This is a genomic window from Agarivorans sp. Z349TD_8 (genome assembly GCF_050870825.2).
Classification (GTDB): domain Bacteria; phylum Pseudomonadota; class Gammaproteobacteria; order Enterobacterales; family Celerinatantimonadaceae; genus Agarivorans.
Genome location: NZ_CP194037.2, coordinates 135,180 through 150,609, shown reverse-complemented (window position 1 = coordinate 150,609; position 15,430 = coordinate 135,180). Strand labels below are relative to the sequence as shown.

Annotated in this window: 17 protein-coding genes; 4 read left to right on the top strand and 13 right to left on the bottom strand. The window is 45.5% G+C overall.

The window, feature by feature from the left end:
- Positions 1 to 201 precede the first annotated feature (201 nt).
- The 3 genes from ACRRS1_RS00700 to dmeF all read right to left on the bottom strand — a co-directional run bounded on the left by ACRRS1_RS00700 (position 202) and on the right by dmeF (position 3,723).
- On the bottom strand, positions 202 to 1,950 hold the full coding sequence (locus ACRRS1_RS00700; protein ID WP_432468581.1) for a methyl-accepting chemotaxis protein: 1,749 nt from the start codon (positions 1,948 to 1,950) through the stop codon (positions 202 to 204).
- A gap of 437 nt (positions 1,951 to 2,387) precedes the next feature.
- Positions 2,388 to 2,804: a MarR family winged helix-turn-helix transcriptional regulator gene (locus ACRRS1_RS00695; protein WP_432455122.1), complete on the bottom strand. Its 417-nt coding sequence runs from the start codon at positions 2,802 to 2,804 to the stop codon at positions 2,388 to 2,390.
- Between the two features lies 1 nt (position 2,805).
- The gene (gene dmeF / locus ACRRS1_RS00690) at positions 2,806 to 3,723 is read right to left on the bottom strand and encodes a CDF family Co(II)/Ni(II) efflux transporter DmeF (RefSeq protein WP_432468583.1); all 918 of its coding nucleotides are present in this window, start codon (positions 3,721 to 3,723) and stop codon (positions 2,806 to 2,808) included.
- Positions 3,724 to 3,928: 205 nt separating this feature from the next.
- On the opposite strand from dmeF, the gene ACRRS1_RS00685 reads away from it, so the two are divergent.
- Together ACRRS1_RS00685 and dbpA are read left to right on the top strand one after the other, a co-directional pair.
- The gene (locus ACRRS1_RS00685; protein ID WP_432468585.1) at positions 3,929 to 4,402 is read left to right on the top strand and encodes an NYN domain-containing protein; all 474 of its coding nucleotides are present in this window, start codon (positions 3,929 to 3,931) and stop codon (positions 4,400 to 4,402) included.
- Between the two features lie 280 nt (positions 4,403 to 4,682).
- Positions 4,683 to 6,071: an ATP-dependent RNA helicase DbpA gene (gene dbpA, locus ACRRS1_RS00680; RefSeq protein ID WP_432468587.1), complete on the top strand. Its 1,389-nt coding sequence runs from the start codon at positions 4,683 to 4,685 to the stop codon at positions 6,069 to 6,071.
- A 74-nt stretch (positions 6,072 to 6,145) separates the two neighbouring features.
- Here the strand turns inward: dbpA and ACRRS1_RS00675 are convergent, their stop codons facing one another.
- Positions 6,146 to 6,745 carry a glutathione S-transferase N-terminal domain-containing protein gene (locus ACRRS1_RS00675; RefSeq protein ID WP_432455126.1) on the bottom strand — a complete coding sequence of 200 codons (600 nt, stop codon included), beginning with the start codon at positions 6,743 to 6,745 and terminating at the stop codon, positions 6,146 to 6,148.
- A gap of 1 nt (position 6,746) precedes the next feature.
- The gene (locus ACRRS1_RS00670) at positions 6,747 to 7,637 is read right to left on the bottom strand and encodes a DMT family transporter (RefSeq protein ID WP_432468588.1); all 891 of its coding nucleotides are present in this window, start codon (positions 7,635 to 7,637) and stop codon (positions 6,747 to 6,749) included.
- A gap of 566 nt (positions 7,638 to 8,203) precedes the next feature.
- Between ACRRS1_RS00670 and ACRRS1_RS00665 the strand changes: the two genes are divergently transcribed.
- Positions 8,204 to 8,404 (top strand): cold-shock protein, encoded by a 201-nt coding sequence (locus ACRRS1_RS00665; RefSeq protein WP_137672498.1) that lies wholly within the window; start codon positions 8,204 to 8,206, stop codon positions 8,402 to 8,404.
- Positions 8,405 to 8,505: 101 nt separating this feature from the next.
- Here the strand turns inward: ACRRS1_RS00665 and ACRRS1_RS00660 are convergent, their stop codons facing one another.
- From ACRRS1_RS00660 to ACRRS1_RS00630, 7 genes are all read right to left on the bottom strand, one after another.
- Positions 8,506 to 9,198 carry an aspartate/glutamate racemase family protein gene (locus ACRRS1_RS00660; protein ID WP_432455128.1) on the bottom strand — a complete coding sequence of 231 codons (693 nt, stop codon included), beginning with the start codon at positions 9,196 to 9,198 and terminating at the stop codon, positions 8,506 to 8,508.
- Positions 9,199 to 9,221: 23 nt separating this feature from the next.
- Positions 9,222 to 9,470 (bottom strand): DUF2164 domain-containing protein, encoded by a 249-nt coding sequence (locus ACRRS1_RS00655; RefSeq protein WP_432464157.1) that lies wholly within the window; start codon positions 9,468 to 9,470, stop codon positions 9,222 to 9,224.
- 2 nt (positions 9,471 to 9,472) lie between these two features.
- The gene (locus ACRRS1_RS00650) at positions 9,473 to 10,006 is read right to left on the bottom strand and encodes a GNAT family N-acetyltransferase (protein ID WP_432455130.1); all 534 of its coding nucleotides are present in this window, start codon (positions 10,004 to 10,006) and stop codon (positions 9,473 to 9,475) included.
- Between the two features lie 291 nt (positions 10,007 to 10,297).
- Positions 10,298 to 10,636 carry a GNAT family N-acetyltransferase gene (locus tag ACRRS1_RS00645; protein WP_432455131.1) on the bottom strand — a complete coding sequence of 113 codons (339 nt, stop codon included), beginning with the start codon at positions 10,634 to 10,636 and terminating at the stop codon, positions 10,298 to 10,300.
- A gap of 330 nt (positions 10,637 to 10,966) precedes the next feature.
- The gene (locus ACRRS1_RS00640) at positions 10,967 to 12,178 is read right to left on the bottom strand and encodes a quaternary amine ABC transporter ATP-binding protein (protein ID WP_432460610.1); all 1,212 of its coding nucleotides are present in this window, start codon (positions 12,176 to 12,178) and stop codon (positions 10,967 to 10,969) included.
- The gene (locus tag ACRRS1_RS00635; RefSeq protein ID WP_432455134.1) at positions 12,171 to 13,070 is read right to left on the bottom strand and encodes an ABC transporter permease; all 900 of its coding nucleotides are present in this window, start codon (positions 13,068 to 13,070) and stop codon (positions 12,171 to 12,173) included. The genes ACRRS1_RS00640 and ACRRS1_RS00635 overlap by 8 nt, the downstream gene beginning before the upstream one ends.
- A 58-nt stretch (positions 13,071 to 13,128) precedes the next feature.
- Positions 13,129 to 14,121 (bottom strand): ABC transporter substrate-binding protein, encoded by a 993-nt coding sequence (locus tag ACRRS1_RS00630; RefSeq protein WP_432455135.1) that lies wholly within the window; start codon positions 14,119 to 14,121, stop codon positions 13,129 to 13,131.
- A gap of 138 nt (positions 14,122 to 14,259) precedes the next feature.
- Between ACRRS1_RS00630 and ACRRS1_RS00625 the strand changes: the two genes are divergently transcribed.
- A complete protein-coding gene (locus ACRRS1_RS00625; RefSeq protein WP_432455136.1) occupies positions 14,260 to 14,751 on the top strand; it encodes a MarR family winged helix-turn-helix transcriptional regulator in 492 nt (163 codons plus the stop codon).
- A 66-nt stretch (positions 14,752 to 14,817) separates the two neighbouring features.
- On the opposite strand, the gene ACRRS1_RS00620 is transcribed toward ACRRS1_RS00625, so the two are convergent.
- Positions 14,818 to 15,378, bottom strand: coding sequence for a pyridoxamine 5'-phosphate oxidase family protein (locus ACRRS1_RS00620; RefSeq protein ID WP_432468589.1), 561 nt, complete (start codon positions 15,376 to 15,378; stop codon positions 14,818 to 14,820).
- Between the last annotated feature and the right edge of the window lie 52 nt (positions 15,379 to 15,430).

The following is a 15,430-nucleotide window of genomic DNA, read 5'->3' as shown; positions in this document are numbered from 1 at the left end:
AAATTTGGCCGATGCCCATGCCATACATCCGCGCTGCTGGTAGACATTTAACGGCTGATAAACAGGCACACGCCAATCAATCGACACCAACGACATGCTCTGAAAAGAGATAACATAGGTAAGGGGAAGTTCGTCGAAAATAGAACCAGTCATAGGCTATTTTCGACGAATGTAGCGAAATAAACGTTCTTAAACGCAGAATTAACTGAGCTTAAATTGGCCCACCTGTTCCTCTAAAGAGTGGTTAAAATCAGATAAGCTATTGGTATTTGCGAGGCTTTCGTCGCCACGCTCTCGGAGCACATGCACCACGTCGCCAATGGCAATCATATTGCGATTAATTTCCTCTGCCACCAAGCTTTGTTCTTCCACCGACGTCGCGATTTGAGTCGCCAAATCATTAATCTCTAACACCGCATTTGCCATCACATCCAATGAGCCCATCACCTGTGAAGTATTCTCGGCACTACTTTGACAACTGCGTTTTGTCGCTTCCATGCTATGCACGATATTTTGATTGCCACTACGCAAGGTCGCTAACATCGCATCAATTTGTTCGGTACTGTCGCGAGTTCGACCCGCCAATGCTCTCACTTCATCAGCTACCACCGCAAAACCACGTCCTTGCTCTCCTGCTCGGGCTGCTTCTATCGCCGCGTTTAATGCTAATAAGTTAGTTTGTGCTGCAATATCTCCTATCACCTTCAGCACTTCGCCAATCATTTGAGTATCTTCGGTGGTCTTTTGTACCGACTCCGACATCCCATCAACTTCCGTCACCAATTGATTCACACTTTCAACGGCTAACTGAACCACCTCTCGAGAGCGTTGTGCCTCTTCACTCGCTTGCTGAGTCAGCGAAGCCGTATCTGCAGCACTTTGCGCCACCGATTCCGAGGTCGAACTCATTTCAGTGACTGCTGTCACCACCTGTTCCGTCTCTTGGGTATGTTGATTTAACAACTCTTGGTTCGCGTTAACCCGCTCCGAGAGCTTGCTCACTTCTCCCGCTATTTTTTGCCCCGCTCCCGCAACTTCCAACATCATCGCTTGCAACTTCATGATGAAATGATTGATGTCTTCTGCTATTTGACCCAATTCATCGTGGCTTTCCACCTGTAAACGCCGTGATAAATCGCCATCACCTTGGGCCAAGTCGTGTACCAATTGACGTAAGGAATTAATCGGTTTAAAAGCTAGTCGTAAGGCAAAAATACTCAGGGCCACAATAAATAACGAAGCAAATAGCAAACTCAAGGTAATCGCATTGTTCAACCGGTTGGTATTGGCTTGAATAAACGCCGGGTCAATAAAACCCGTTAACTGCCACTGCTTACCATTCACGCTGATGGGCATCGGGATGGCTTCTAAATCGGCATTCTGTTGTTGCGGTTTATCGCTGTATAATTGCTCGCCATTGTCATCAACCAGTTCCATATAGCTACCGTCGATGGAAGAGTCCTGCAACAGGGCTACCAGATAACTTAAATCCAGATAGAAAAACTCACCATCCTTAGGGCTAATAATTTCCAACAAAGGACGCTGTTCTTCAAATACCACCTTGGTTGCAATATCTTGCCCTTTGGCCGCTTGCCATTGGTCCACATACGGGCGCAGTTGTTCATCTTCTTCCAACATCTCTTCGTTAGACACCCCCATGTCTTCCGAAATTAGCTTCACAATCCGATAAAAGCCGCTTTGATCATGAATTTGTTTAACATTCACCAGGCCAACATCAATATTTTTAGCCAGCAGGATCTTGGCGTTAATATCTGAAGCTATCTTGTCTTGTACTAAGCGAAGATGAACCCGAATGTTAGTGCTATCTGAGCGATAAATATATTGGCTGATGTAGTGATTCACGCTGACATAAGAAGTAAGCAAAGTCACCGCTATAATCGCAACAAACAAAGCAATCAACTTCCCTTTAAATGAAAACGTTTTCAACATAGTAACTCCATTAACTTACCTCGCGAGAGGCTGCTGAATAATTTTAGATATCTTCAAGCCAGCGCAGCATTGAATGCCTTTGCCATAACTCAGTAAAACGCCAGAACTTCATGTCAAGCAAGCCTAGCGCAGCACAAACCGATTTAGTTATAGAACTAAGTATAATCTCAAATTCCAAATAGTCAGTTTTATAGCTATAAAGAAGGCAGTTACAACAACGACTACCTTATTGATATTTATATAGGAAAATAATAATGAAAGATAAGAATTGCACTCTAAGGGGATTGACAAGGCAAGTGCAAGCGAAAGTTCATGAATACGCAAACTAGCTCTCAACTCATCACAAACGGCTTGCAAATATGAGAGAGCCTTGTTATTTCGACCTGACTTTAGTGAAGCGGTGAAGCACTCAATTGAAACAAAACCACTCACCAGACTTAAAATTCACGATTCATTTTTTGCATGCTATCGATTAAGACCTCTAGCTGTGGCGCGTCGATATGACGAGTTAAATCCGTGACTAATTCAAGATGGCGTTGGTTATGATACTGATGGACCTGCAAACCCTGTTCGGATAAAGCCACCACAATAGCCCGCCGGTCATCTTGTTGTGCGCGTCGCTCGATTAAACCAGCGGTTACTAATTTATCTACCTGCACCGTCAGCGTCCCCGTGGTAATGGCCAATTTCTCAGCCAATTCTTTCATCCGCATGGCCCCATGATTACCCAGCACCTCGATAGTATGCACCTGAGCCAAGGAGTAAGCACTCTCTTTAACCACCGACAATTCCCAAGAAGAAAACTTGTCGTAAAACTCGGTCAATAAATGATTAAGGGTGGTTAGGGATTGCATGTCACGCTCCATGGCTCACTTCAATAGTTAGATGATGGATCTTATCAAATTGGGCTAAGCGCTGCTTGTATTCACTTAAAGGCCGTGGCGATGGGCTAATAATTGAAATCGCTGCACAATAATGATCGGCACTCACTCGCCAAATATGAATATCGCTGACCTTGTCCCCTCCTAGCTCCAAACAAGCAAGAACTTTTTGCTGATAGACTTGTGCAATATTCGCATCCAGTAAAATTGGACTGGTTTGCTTAATCAAACCCCAAGACCATTTACTGATCACCAAAGCGCCCACCACACCAATCACCGGATCGAGCCAAGTCCAGCCAAGATATTTACCAATAAATAACGCAGCAATAGCCAACACCGAAGTAAGGGCATCCGCCAGAACGTGCATATAAGCGGCTTTTAAATTGTGGTCGTGGTCGTGGTCGTGGTCGTGGTCGTGGTCGTGACCATGATGATGCCCTTCTTGTAATAACAACATACTTGCAAGATTAACCAACAAGCCAAGCAGTGCCACACCAATAGCTTCGTTAAACTGAATCGAAAGCGGGTTAAACAAGCGTTCTATCGATTCTACCGCCATTAACAACGCCACCATCCCTAAGGCGATAGCGCTACTATAACCGCCTAATACACTCACCTTACCGGTCCCAAAGGAAAAATCCGGATTATTCGCATGAGTACGCGCATAACGGTAAGCAAACAGCGTAATCATGAAGGCGGCTGCGTGGGTACCCATATGCCAACCATCAGCCAACAAGGCCATCGATCCAAATAGGCTTCCAGCGGTAATTTCTAACAACATGGTCACCACGGTGAGAGCTAACACATAACGCGTCCGACTCTCACCTTGAGGACTATGACTAACAAAGGCCCGACAACGACGTTGAGTAGCAGGATCAGACTGATGCAACATTTTGTTTCAACTCCAAATTATTTGAAATGAATAATATTTGATAATCAAACTATTTGTCAATCTAAATACTTTAATGTTCAAGTCTTACCGAACAACCCACAAAACTACTGCTCGATCTCAATGCCAATCTCGCCAGTAGGCTTTCGATTGCATCCGACTCAACCAGCCGCTAGTCTAGAGTGCTTGCTATTTGATTGGATTATTTGTGAAAAAAATCGCCCTGTTCGCCGATGTACAGAACATCTATTACACTTGTCGCGAGGCTTATAATCGGCAATTTAACTATCGTCGGCTTTGGCAACAACTGCAACATCAAGGGGATATCGTCAACGCTTATGCCTATGCCATCGATCGCGGAGATAACCAACAACAAAAGTTTCAAGAAGCGCTAAAACACATCGGTTTTGAGGTCAAACTCAAACCATTTATTCAGCGCCGCGATGGCAGTGCCAAAGGCGATTGGGATGTGGGTATTACCATCGATGTGCTCGAAGCCGCACGCCATGTAGATATGGTGGTGCTGTTGTCTGGAGACGGCGATTTTGCGATTTTACTAGATAAGCTCTCGGATGATTATGCCGTTGAAACCCTGGTATATGGGGTTCCCAGCCTTACCGCACACGCGTTAATCAACTCGGCCAGCGCTTATCAAGCCATCGATCAAGATCTGTTGATCTAACACGTCAAGCAAACCCTGCGGCAAAAACACAAATGCCGCTTGGCTAAGCAAAGTTTGCTTTGTATCGGCAATAATCTGAGCATAATAAGCAATAGTCGGCATCTTTGCTGCTCGCTTATATACTTGATTACTAAGATTATTGGCAATAACGGTTCTCACTAGCGGGCAAAAAATTGCTATTTTTTACCCAATTGTGCGCGGTTTTCAGCTATCATCGCGCCCCCGATGCAATTGCTGCTGCGGTCGACACTTTATTTTCACCCTCGAAGAGGACGCCATTGTGAGCCAAACTGATTTTTCTACCCTTGCCCTGCACCCCGATTTATTAACAAATCTGGAAACCCTGGGTTATTGCTCGATGACGCCAATTCAGGCGCAAAGTCTCCCCCCAATCTTGGCAGGCAAAGATGTGATTGCTCAAGGGAAAACTGGCTCGGGAAAAACTGCTGCCTTTGGTTTAGGCTTGCTCAATGCGTTGGAAGTGAAACGTTTTCGAATTCAAACGCTGGTGCTATGTCCAACTCGAGAGTTAGCCGACCAAGTTGCCAAAGAAATTCGTAAATTAGCTCGCAGTATCCATAACATTAAGGTACTCACGCTGTGTGGAGGCATGCCCTTTGGCCCACAAATTGGCTCCTTAGAACATGGGGCACATATTGTCGTTGGCACCCCCGGTCGTATTGAAGAACATCTCAGCAAAGGCACTTTACGCTTAGACCACGTCAAAAATTTGATCTTAGATGAAGCCGATCGAATGTTAGAAATGGGCTTCCAATCCGCGATCGACGCGATCATTGATTTGGCACCTAGTGAACGTCAAACACTATTATTTAGTGCTACATTTCCAGAACAAATCGAGAGTATTTCGAAACACATTATGCGTGAGCCGGTTCGCATTCAAGTCGCCAGTACCCACGATGACAGCTCAATATCTCAACATTTTTTCAAGGTCGATGACAACCAACAACGAATGCTTGCCCTGCGTTTACTGTTGTTACAACATCGCCCTAAATCAAGTGTAGTATTCTGTAATACCAAACGGGAAACTCAGGAAGTCGCCGACGAATTACGACAGTTAGGCTTTAATGCCTTAGCATTACATGGCGATTTAGAACAACGCGATCGTGACCAAACACTGGTGCAATTTTCCAATCATAGTGCTTCCATCTTGGTCGCCACCGACGTCGCGGCCCGTGGTTTAGATATTGACGCCTTAGATGCCGTAATTAACTACCAGATTGCCCGTGACGTAGAAATCCATGTGCATCGCATAGGCCGTACTGGCCGAGCAGGTAGTAAAGGGATTGCCTGTTCATTTTATAGCGATAATGAGCATTACAAAGTTGCCTTATTAGAAGACTATTTAGCACGCCAAATCGTCGATGAAGATTTACCGCCAATGACTTTGTTGAATAAGACGCCCCCCCCACCAACCATGGCCACCCTACAAATTGATGGCGGCAAGAAACAAAAGGTTAGAGCAGGGGATATCCTAGGCGCTCTCACCGGAGAAGATGGTATCGCAGGAGCGCAAGTGGGCAAAATAAACCTATTCGATAACCGCGCCTATGTTGCTGTAGAGCGGGAAGTTTTAAAACGCGCACGCAAAAAGTTAGAGCACGGAAAAATGAAAGGTCGCTCGTTTCGGGTTCGCCATTTACCCTGCTAAAAGCTGCTGAAGCCAAGTGTACCGCTACAGTACACCTGGCTCATTTTAAGCCAGATCTCAAGCCGCCGCGCCCGTTACCAACGCTGAGCGTCGGCCAGCGCATCTTTAAATAGCCGCCACCCAAGTAAGTACTGTTGATAAGCACCCGCAGCACCCTCAAAATCAATCCCGTAATGGTGTAAACGCTGGGCCATAACCGCATAAAACGCATCCACCGCCCCTGGCTCCCCAAAAGCAAAAGCGGCTCCAAACTGTTGCCAAATCGCTTGCAAGCGCGCCAATTCTTCAGTCAAACCACTACCATCGGGTTGAGTGCTCAGCGGAGCAAACTCAAAGGGAAGCTGAGTCCTGATCCGGCTAAAGCCCGAATGCAGCTCGGCTAACAAGCTACGACAATAGGCGCGTTGCCTCGGATCGACTGGGAATAACTTCCCAGCCGAACATTCATTCAGGTATTCGACAATGGCCAGCGAATCATGAATAGCTAAATTGGATAATTGCAGCACTGGTACCAAGCCGTTCGCTGAATACTTCGCCAAAACCTCTCGGTAACCCACTTCGCCCAAGGCGATTACCTTTAGATCGAACTCAAATTCAATCAGTTGCAAACACAAATAAGCACGAATAGACCAAGTCGAGCCACGTCCCACCACCAAATTTAGAGAACGAGTCATTTTATTTCCTTATTGAAAGAGACCGTTGCCGCCCCGCGAGAATAGTCAGTAAAATACCACCCAACACCAAACTTGCCGATAGTACAAAGCTTGGATCCAAAGACTCATTGGCAAATACCCAACCACCACCCGCGGCAATAATCGGGACCAGTAACTGCACGACTGCGGCTTGGCTTGCCGATAAGCCCGCTAAGGCAATATACCAAATCCAATAGCCTAAACCAGAAGCAATCGCACCGGATAACAAGGCCAATAATAGCGCTTCGCTACTGATGATTTTAATTGAGCTCAAGTAAGGGATGAGCAGTAACAAAAAAGGCAGGCTACGCAAAAAATTAAATGTGGTATCCACTCGAGGACGAACAGAATCTCGGCCTTTAAGGCTATATAAACCCCATGCAATCCCAGCGACGGCCATTAAACTAAAACCTAATGGCGAAATCTGCAGACGCTCATTGGAAGGGATCAATAACCATACCAAGCCACTAAAGGCCAAAATAATTCCCAATAACTCCGCCAAATGCAAACGCGCACCTTTGAGTACCGCCATCCCAAGCATGCTCAATTGCACCGCAGCAAATAGGATTAAGGCACCAATACCTGTATCGAGGTAAAGATAAGCAAAAGAAAAACAACTCGCATAAATGAATAACAAACCACCCGAGTACCAACTTCCGCGCACCCCCCCAGTATTTTTTCTAGACTGCATGCCCAGCAATAGACTCAGCATCAATGCGCCAGCAAATAAGCGCACACTAGTAAAGGCTGCAGCATTCATCTGCTGTTCAGCTAAGGCCAAGCGGCATAAGACTGAATTACCCGCAAAAGCAATCAAAGCGATGATGGTGGCCACACTAGTTTGCCAACGGGAGGACCATTTAAACACAGGCATACTCTCAATCAAACGGGATATGAGTCAGCATACTGGAGTTCGACTCGTGGATAAATCTTCACCTCTGTTCTATCTCAGAAGTCATCATCAGACAAGCTCACTAAAGCGCCTTAGCTCGAACAAAAAATACATCCAAATAACACCAGCCCGTAAATGATCACTATCCATATCAATCATGGCGGATCGCCCTCAAGCAACGTCACCAGAGAATGAAACCTTAAAACTGTAAACAATCAGTGCCATAAATGAAATTTTAATGACAAGATTGGCACAATAAGCGAGCTACAGCCAAGCAGTACGCGGTTCCAGGCGAGATAATCCAGTAATATTGCTTATAAACTACTCGAAACAGATCGAGAAGATCACACATTCACCTTTACATTGCCCCAATATAAGTTACACTTCTGCTCGCTGGTAAAGGTTACAGCGGATATTTATGCCCCATACAATTGCATGATTTTCGGATCATTACTTGTTTGTTCGTCAGTAATTTCTGCATCTTTCGGCACCCTATAATTTGCCCGCTTTTGGCGTAAATTTTATTTATTATATTTTGGAGATTACTCATGGCTACAGGTCGCGTAAAATGGTTCGATGAGCAAAAAGGTTTTGGTTTCATTGAGCGTCCAGACGGAAAAGACGTATTCGTTCACTTCCGTGCAATTAAAAGCGACGGTTACAAAACCTTAGCTGAAGGTCAAGAAGTTCAGTTTGAAGTTGAAGAAGGTCCAAAAGGTCCTCAAGCTGCAAACGTAACTGTTGCCTAAGCTGCTTTTAAGGCATTAGTATCCAATTAGTCTACGATTAATTAGACACTAGCTTTAAGCTAATAAAACGGTCCTTTGGGGCCGTTTTTGTTTTTCTGCCTTTATTCTTCTAAGGCAAATTCTACCGCAGCTGCAACGTGCAAAGCCGTTGTATCATATAGTTTGATCGCAGTGTCTTGCTGTTTCACTAACAAACCAATCTCGGTACAACCGAGGATAATCGCTTCGGCCCCTCGAGCATGCAGCGCTTCAATTTGCTGCAAATAAATCGCTCTAGAAGCTGCCGAAATCATGCCCTGACATAATTCCTGATAAATGATATCGTGAACCAGTGCCATGCCATGCTCATCGGGAACCAATACCTCAAGCTGATGCTCCCGCAGACGACCAGCATAAAAATCCTGCTCCATGGTAAAGCGGGTTCCTAATAAACCTACGCGACGGATCTGGTCTTTGCGCAAACATTGGGCAGTCGCATCGGCAATATGCAGTAATGGAATATCGAGCGCATTCACCACCTGAGGCGCTAACTTATGCATGGTATTCGTAGCAATCAGCAAAAAATCTGCACCTGACGCTTGCACCGCCAAAGCCCCCGCGACCATTTTATCGGCCAAAGCGTCCCAATCACCACGATGTTGCAAAACTTCTATTTCAGCAAAATCGACACTGACTAAATTAATTTTGGCCGAATGTAAGCCGCCCATAGCCTGTTTAATGCCTTGATTGAGTAACTGATAATAACTCAAACTAGACTCCCAACTCATTCCCCCTAAAATGCCAATTGTTTTCATGATGACGCTTCACTCCTCATCCATTACCACTTAGTGGGTTTCTCAATTTCATACAGTGCATCGCTGATGCTATCAACTCGACTCTGTACCACTGTTTGGGCGTCTTGCAAACCTTGGTTATAATAGAATGCGCCAAGCTCTTCGGAGAAAAAATCGAGCAAAAACTCAGCATCAAACTGGCCTATCTCGAGATTCAGCTGTTGCTCACAATATGCTTGGACCTTAGCGACCAAAATATCTTTGTGTTGTTTAGAAAAACTAATTTCAGACATGGTTAAGGTTCCAGATCCGTACTTGCTTCTAGCTGCAGCAGTTGTTGCTCGGTTTTAATATGTCGCTGCCAGTAAGCAACGCTGATCCAAGTCCCAAATTTGCGTCCAACCCGTTCAATTTCAGCCACATTTTTAAAACCCAAAACTTGGTGCAAGCCAATGCTGGCAGGATTAGGCAAGGATATTCCAGCTAAAATAGTAGCCACAGGATAATCTTTCAGGGTCTCAATGAGTTGCTGATAAAGTGCTCGACCGACACCTTGACCAGCAGCATCCGCGGCAACATAGATCGAACTTTCTACTGAAAAACGATAGGCACTGCGCTCCTTCCAAGGACTCACGTAGGCATAAGCCAAGACCTTATCCTGCCCTTGATAAACTAAACAAATAAAACGCTGGGTAATTTTTTCGATGCGCTGACTGAAATCCTCCAAACTCACTTCATGTTCTTCAAAGGTAGCAACTGAATTACGTATATAATGGTTATAAATGGCACACATTTGCGCCAAATCCTGCGGTTCAACGCTTCGTATCATGACGACTCCAAAGACTTAAAAGCCAGATAATAAAGTCACAATTTAAACAAAGCACCTCACAATCACAAGCAAAGTACCTTCAATAGGGTAACGCAGAGCAATCCAAGCCGCTATTCACTGACTTTACTAACAAAAAGCAGGTTGGCTAAATGGCTTCTGCTACATGAACAGTGAAGAAGGAGAAATCTGGAGTGGCATATTAGAAATCATCAATTTAGATGAAGTACTGGCCCTAGCTTAAACACCACAACAAACACGCTGGTGATTCATCACTGGCGTGTTTCTCACGACTCAGGCGGATATAAAATTTTTATCTGCATTCATTGCTAGGGACTTTAGCATCCACACATCACAGCCATCATGAATGCTACCGCAAAAGGGCTCCACTAATCGTTTAAATCCCAAAGAAGTGTATAAGTGAATTGCCGACTTCATGCTACTCAAGGTACCTAAATAGCACTGTTGATAAGCTTGCTCCGTCGCAAATTGAAGACAATGCAGCGCTAAAGCCTTCCCAATCCCCCGGCCACGATAGTGCGCTGATACAAATAGCTTGCGTAGTTCACAGCTGCCATTCGCTGGATCCAAGCAAGCAATACCACCGCATCCAGCGACCTGACCATCGACCAAAGCGACCCAATAACCTGCTTTTGGCTGACGATAGTGCTAGCTCATGAACTTCACTTCTGCGTCGGAAGGACCAAATCCCTCCCCCACAGCGCCAAACTCCAAGCCTGCATGCTCGATAATTTGGCTCACTTCCAGATCATGATTTGCCGCGATTGGCACAATACTAAAACTCTGGACTACATTCTCCCGTAGACTCAGTATGACCAAACTTAGGGCATTATCTTGGATAGTGAGCGGTAATCTCGAACCTACAAATTCCCAAGTTCAACAGCCCCTAGTAAAACAGAAGCCATATTCGGAGAACAGTACCTGTAGTTGAACGAGAAGACTTTATTTTACCGAACTCGCTTCAGAATCCGAGTCGGCAAATACCTCTGCCACCGAGCGACGGGTAAGCTCGCCCTTTAAGTTCCCTTCATCATCAACCACTGGCAGCGAATAACTCGTTTCTAAAGAATCGGTGAGCACACTCTCAATCGCCGCATCCGGAGAAATTGTCGGGACATCTTGATATTCACATTCACTCGACGTAAAGCAGGCATCACCATGGGTTTTCGAGGCAGCCTCCAATGCGTCTTGGGTGACGATTCCTTGATAACCCTCCTCCGTCACGTGATAGGCATAGTCGCCTTTGATCTTTTTCATCTGCATCAAGGCTTCACTAATGGTATCGGCAGTAATTCGACGCGCGGGAGGCTGCATAACCGTCTCCACTGTTAAGGCTCGAGCACGGTTCACATCTTTCACGAAGGCTTCTACATAATCGGTGGCCGGATTCAATAAGATATCGTCTGGCGTGCCCTGCTGCACCACTTCTCCATCTTTTAAAATTGCGATCCGATCTCCCAGACGCAAGGCCTCATCCAAGTCATGAGTAATAAAGATGATGGTTTTATGCAGGCTTTCTTGTAACTCGATCAACTGATCTTGCATCTCGCTACGGATCAAAGGGTCTAAGGCAGAAAAGGCTTCATCCATCAACAAGATTTCAGCATCGGTACACAAGGCCCGCGCCAAACCAACCCGCTGCTGTTGTCCTCCCGATAACTGTGAGGGATATTGTTGCTCATAGCCACTTAAACCGACGGTATCTAGCCATTGCTGCGCCTTCGCCAAACGTTGTTCTTTAGCAAGCCCCTGCACCGTTAAACCATAGGCGACATTTTCAATCACACTGCGATGAGGCATTAAACCAAAACGTTGAAAAACCATCGACATTTTATGGCGACGGAAGTCCTGCAACTGCTTAGGGCTTAACTTCATCACGTCGGTGCCTTCAATACTAATCACCCCTTTAGTCGGGTCTATCAGACGATTAAAATGACGAATTAAGGTCGACTTCCCGGAGCCAGAAAGCCCCATAATTACGAAAATTTCACCCTGTTTGATCTCTAAATTAATATCCTTCAAACCTAGAGTATGGCCAGTTTCAGCGAGGATTTCGTCCTTAGACTTGCCAGCCTCAACCATCGACATCACTTGCTTCGCATTTTCCCCAAACAACTTATATAAGCCTTCAATCTTAATTAGCGACTTAGTCATGTTTGAGTCCTTGTAAATGCGCTTGAGTACGCTTGGCATAAGCCTGAGAGGTCCGGTCGAAAATAATTGCCAGCGCAACAATTGCCAGTCCATTGAGTAGACCTAGAGTAAAGTACTGATTCGTAATCGACTTCAGTACGGGTTGGCCTAAACCCTTCACCCCAATCATGGAAGCGATCACCACCATCGATAAAGCCATCATAATGGTTTGGTTTATACCCGCCATAATCGTTGGCATCGCCAAGGGTATTTGCACCCCAAATAACCTCTGCCAAGCGTTAGCGCCGTAGGCCGTGGCCGCTTCCAAAACCTCTTTATCTACTAAACGGATCCCCAAATTAGTGAGGCGAATGACCGGAGGAATACCATAAATAACCACGGCGATAACACCTGGAATCTTACCAATACCCAACAACATCACCACCGGAATCAAGTACACAAAGGCTGGTAGCGTCTGCATCACATCAAGCATTGGGGTGATGATGGCTTGCGCACGATTAGAGCGCGCCATTACGATCCCAATGGGGATCCCTAAAGCAATCGCCAGCATGGTGCAAACGGTAATAATACTCATGGTACGCATCATGTCTTCCCACATACCAAAATATCCCACCAGCAATAGCGATACCACGCTGCCGATCACCAGTTTCCAAGAACGGCTGGCCAGATAAACTAACACCGCGCAAACCAATAAAACTAACCACCATGGTGTGTTGATAAGTAATTTTTCGAACCACACTAAAAATTGTAGTAAGGGATCGAAAAACGACTCAATGGCCTCGCCATACTCTCGGGAAAAACTTCGATATGCCCCATCTAGGCCTTTGCGTATCATAATAAGATCGGCTCGGCTCATTTGTGGAAAGCTATCCAGCCACGACGAATCCGCCATAAAACTACCTCTTAATAAATGAAAAAGGCCAGCTGAGGCTGGCCTATAAAACAATCAATTACATACTCGCTAGCGCTTGACTAACTTTTGCAGCCACTTCGGGTGAAACCCAAGCTTTCCAAGTCTCTGGAAATTCGCTTAAGAAATGATACATAGCAGCATCACCATCAGCTTGATTGTCTTCCATCCATGACAATAATTGATTCATTTGGGCATTACTAAACGCTCGCTTAGTAATATATCCATAAGCTTGTGGTGCTTTGCTGGCAAAACTTTCGGTCGTCACCGAGTACACCGCAGAAGGTGGGTACATCGTCACTTTAGGATTAACGCAGTCTTCTTGTGTGGTGCAGCTCAAAAACTCTTGCTCATCGATACCACTACCAAGGTCAACTTTGACCATCTTGTACTTTCCCAATACCGCCGTAGGTGCCCAATAATAACCAAACCAACCCTGCTTGCGTGCATAGGCTTTTGCGATAGAGCCAGATAAACCAGCACCCGAACCAGGATCAATTAATTCAAAGCCCGACTTTTCTAGCGCCAAAGCAGTAAATAGATGCCCAGATGAAATTTGGCAATTCCAGCCCGCCGGACATCCATAAAATCCCCCAAGTTCTTTACTTTCAGGATGTGGGAATAAATCGGCATGTTGCTTAATGCCTTCGATAGTGGCCAGTTCAGGGTATTGGTCAACCATATATTGTGGAACCCAAAAACCTTCTTCTCCGCCATCGGAGAGCGAACGTCCAGCAAAACGAATGCGTTTTTCGGCGACCCCGCGTTCCAAGGCATCCTTGGCCGAGTTGGTCCACAACTCTGGCGCAATATCAGGTTCGCCTTTTTCAATCATCGAAACTGTGGTTGGCATTGTATCACCAGGAACTAGCTCCGCTTCACAGCCATACCCCTGCTCAAGGATAAACTTGTCTACATTGGCGATCAGCGATGCAGAACTCCAATTCATATCGGCAATGGTTACACTGCCACAATCCTCTTCTGCCTGAACAAAACCACAGACTAACAGCAATGCTGCGTATCTAAATTTCATGATTATTTCCTTCCTTGATGCCTCAGTTAGTGGCGCTAATAATACATCTCTAATAATTAGAGTTCAAACGAATAGCTGAACATACCCTGTAGGCTAAGTATGGGATATACTAGGCAAAAATCAAAAAGCTCGGTGACCATGGAAAAATCAGCGTACTGGCAAGATGTTCTCATCTCGCTTCGAAAAATTATCCGCGCGACTGACTTACAGTCGAAACGCATTGTAAAAGCCTGTGGCTTAACAATTCCTCAAGTGATGGTCCTCAGGGCAATTGAAGAATTAGGCACAGTAACGGTAAAGCGGCTATCTGACCAAGTCTCGTTAAGCCAGGCCACGGTTACCACCATCCTGAATCGCTTGGAAGAACGGCTGCTTATTGAACGCGTTCGTAGCGCGACCGATCGACGCATCGTCAACCCACGGCTCACCGAGCGAGGCATGGACATATTAACCACGGTTCCACCGCTATTACACGAGCAATTTATTAAGCGTTTTGAAAATTTGAACGACTGGGAAAAAACTCAGATCTTATCCTCGTTACAACACGTTGCAGCGATGATGAATGCCGAAGAAATTGATGCGTCCCCATTATTAGACATTGAAGCACCAAATAAAGAACTACAACGTTAAAAAATTACTTACAGCTCAAATGATAATTTGAGCTCAAGTGGTTGGCTTAGATAAGTCGATTTGAGCTTAAGTGGCTGGCTTAGATAAGTCGACAATATGGGTAGCCACGCCATCGAGACTGCGTTGATTTTTCTTAGCCCAATACTGTTCAATACCTCTTTCGCCTTGTTTTTCAGCCCACGAACTTAACTCATCTCGCGGTCCCACAAAGTCAAAAAATGGGACTGATAGACCACAAGAACCTTGCACCATCTCTATCTCTAGCAAGAATATTTGGCGAGCGCCTGCTTGTGCAGGAAACATCGAGATATAGTCTTGCCAAGCCTCATCAGCACGGTGAATAGCCGTCGCCTGACCATATAAACGAAGGATCAACGGTTTCCCCTGAAAGGCGCAAAACATCACTGTCATCCGAGGCAGCTGCTGCACATGGGCTGCGGTTTCGTTACCACTACCAGTCAAGTTAAGCCAAAGCACTTGTTGCGAATTGAGTACCCGAAAAGAATCCATTCCCTTGGGTGAAACATTCACTTTGCCTTGTGCGGCTGCCGTGGCAACAAAAAATAGCTGTTGTTGCTCAATAAACTCAATATGCTGATGACTCATCGACACAAACTGCTTTCCCATTTGCTCCTCCTTTTCATATTTGCTATCAAAATCAACGCTGAAACGAGTCAAC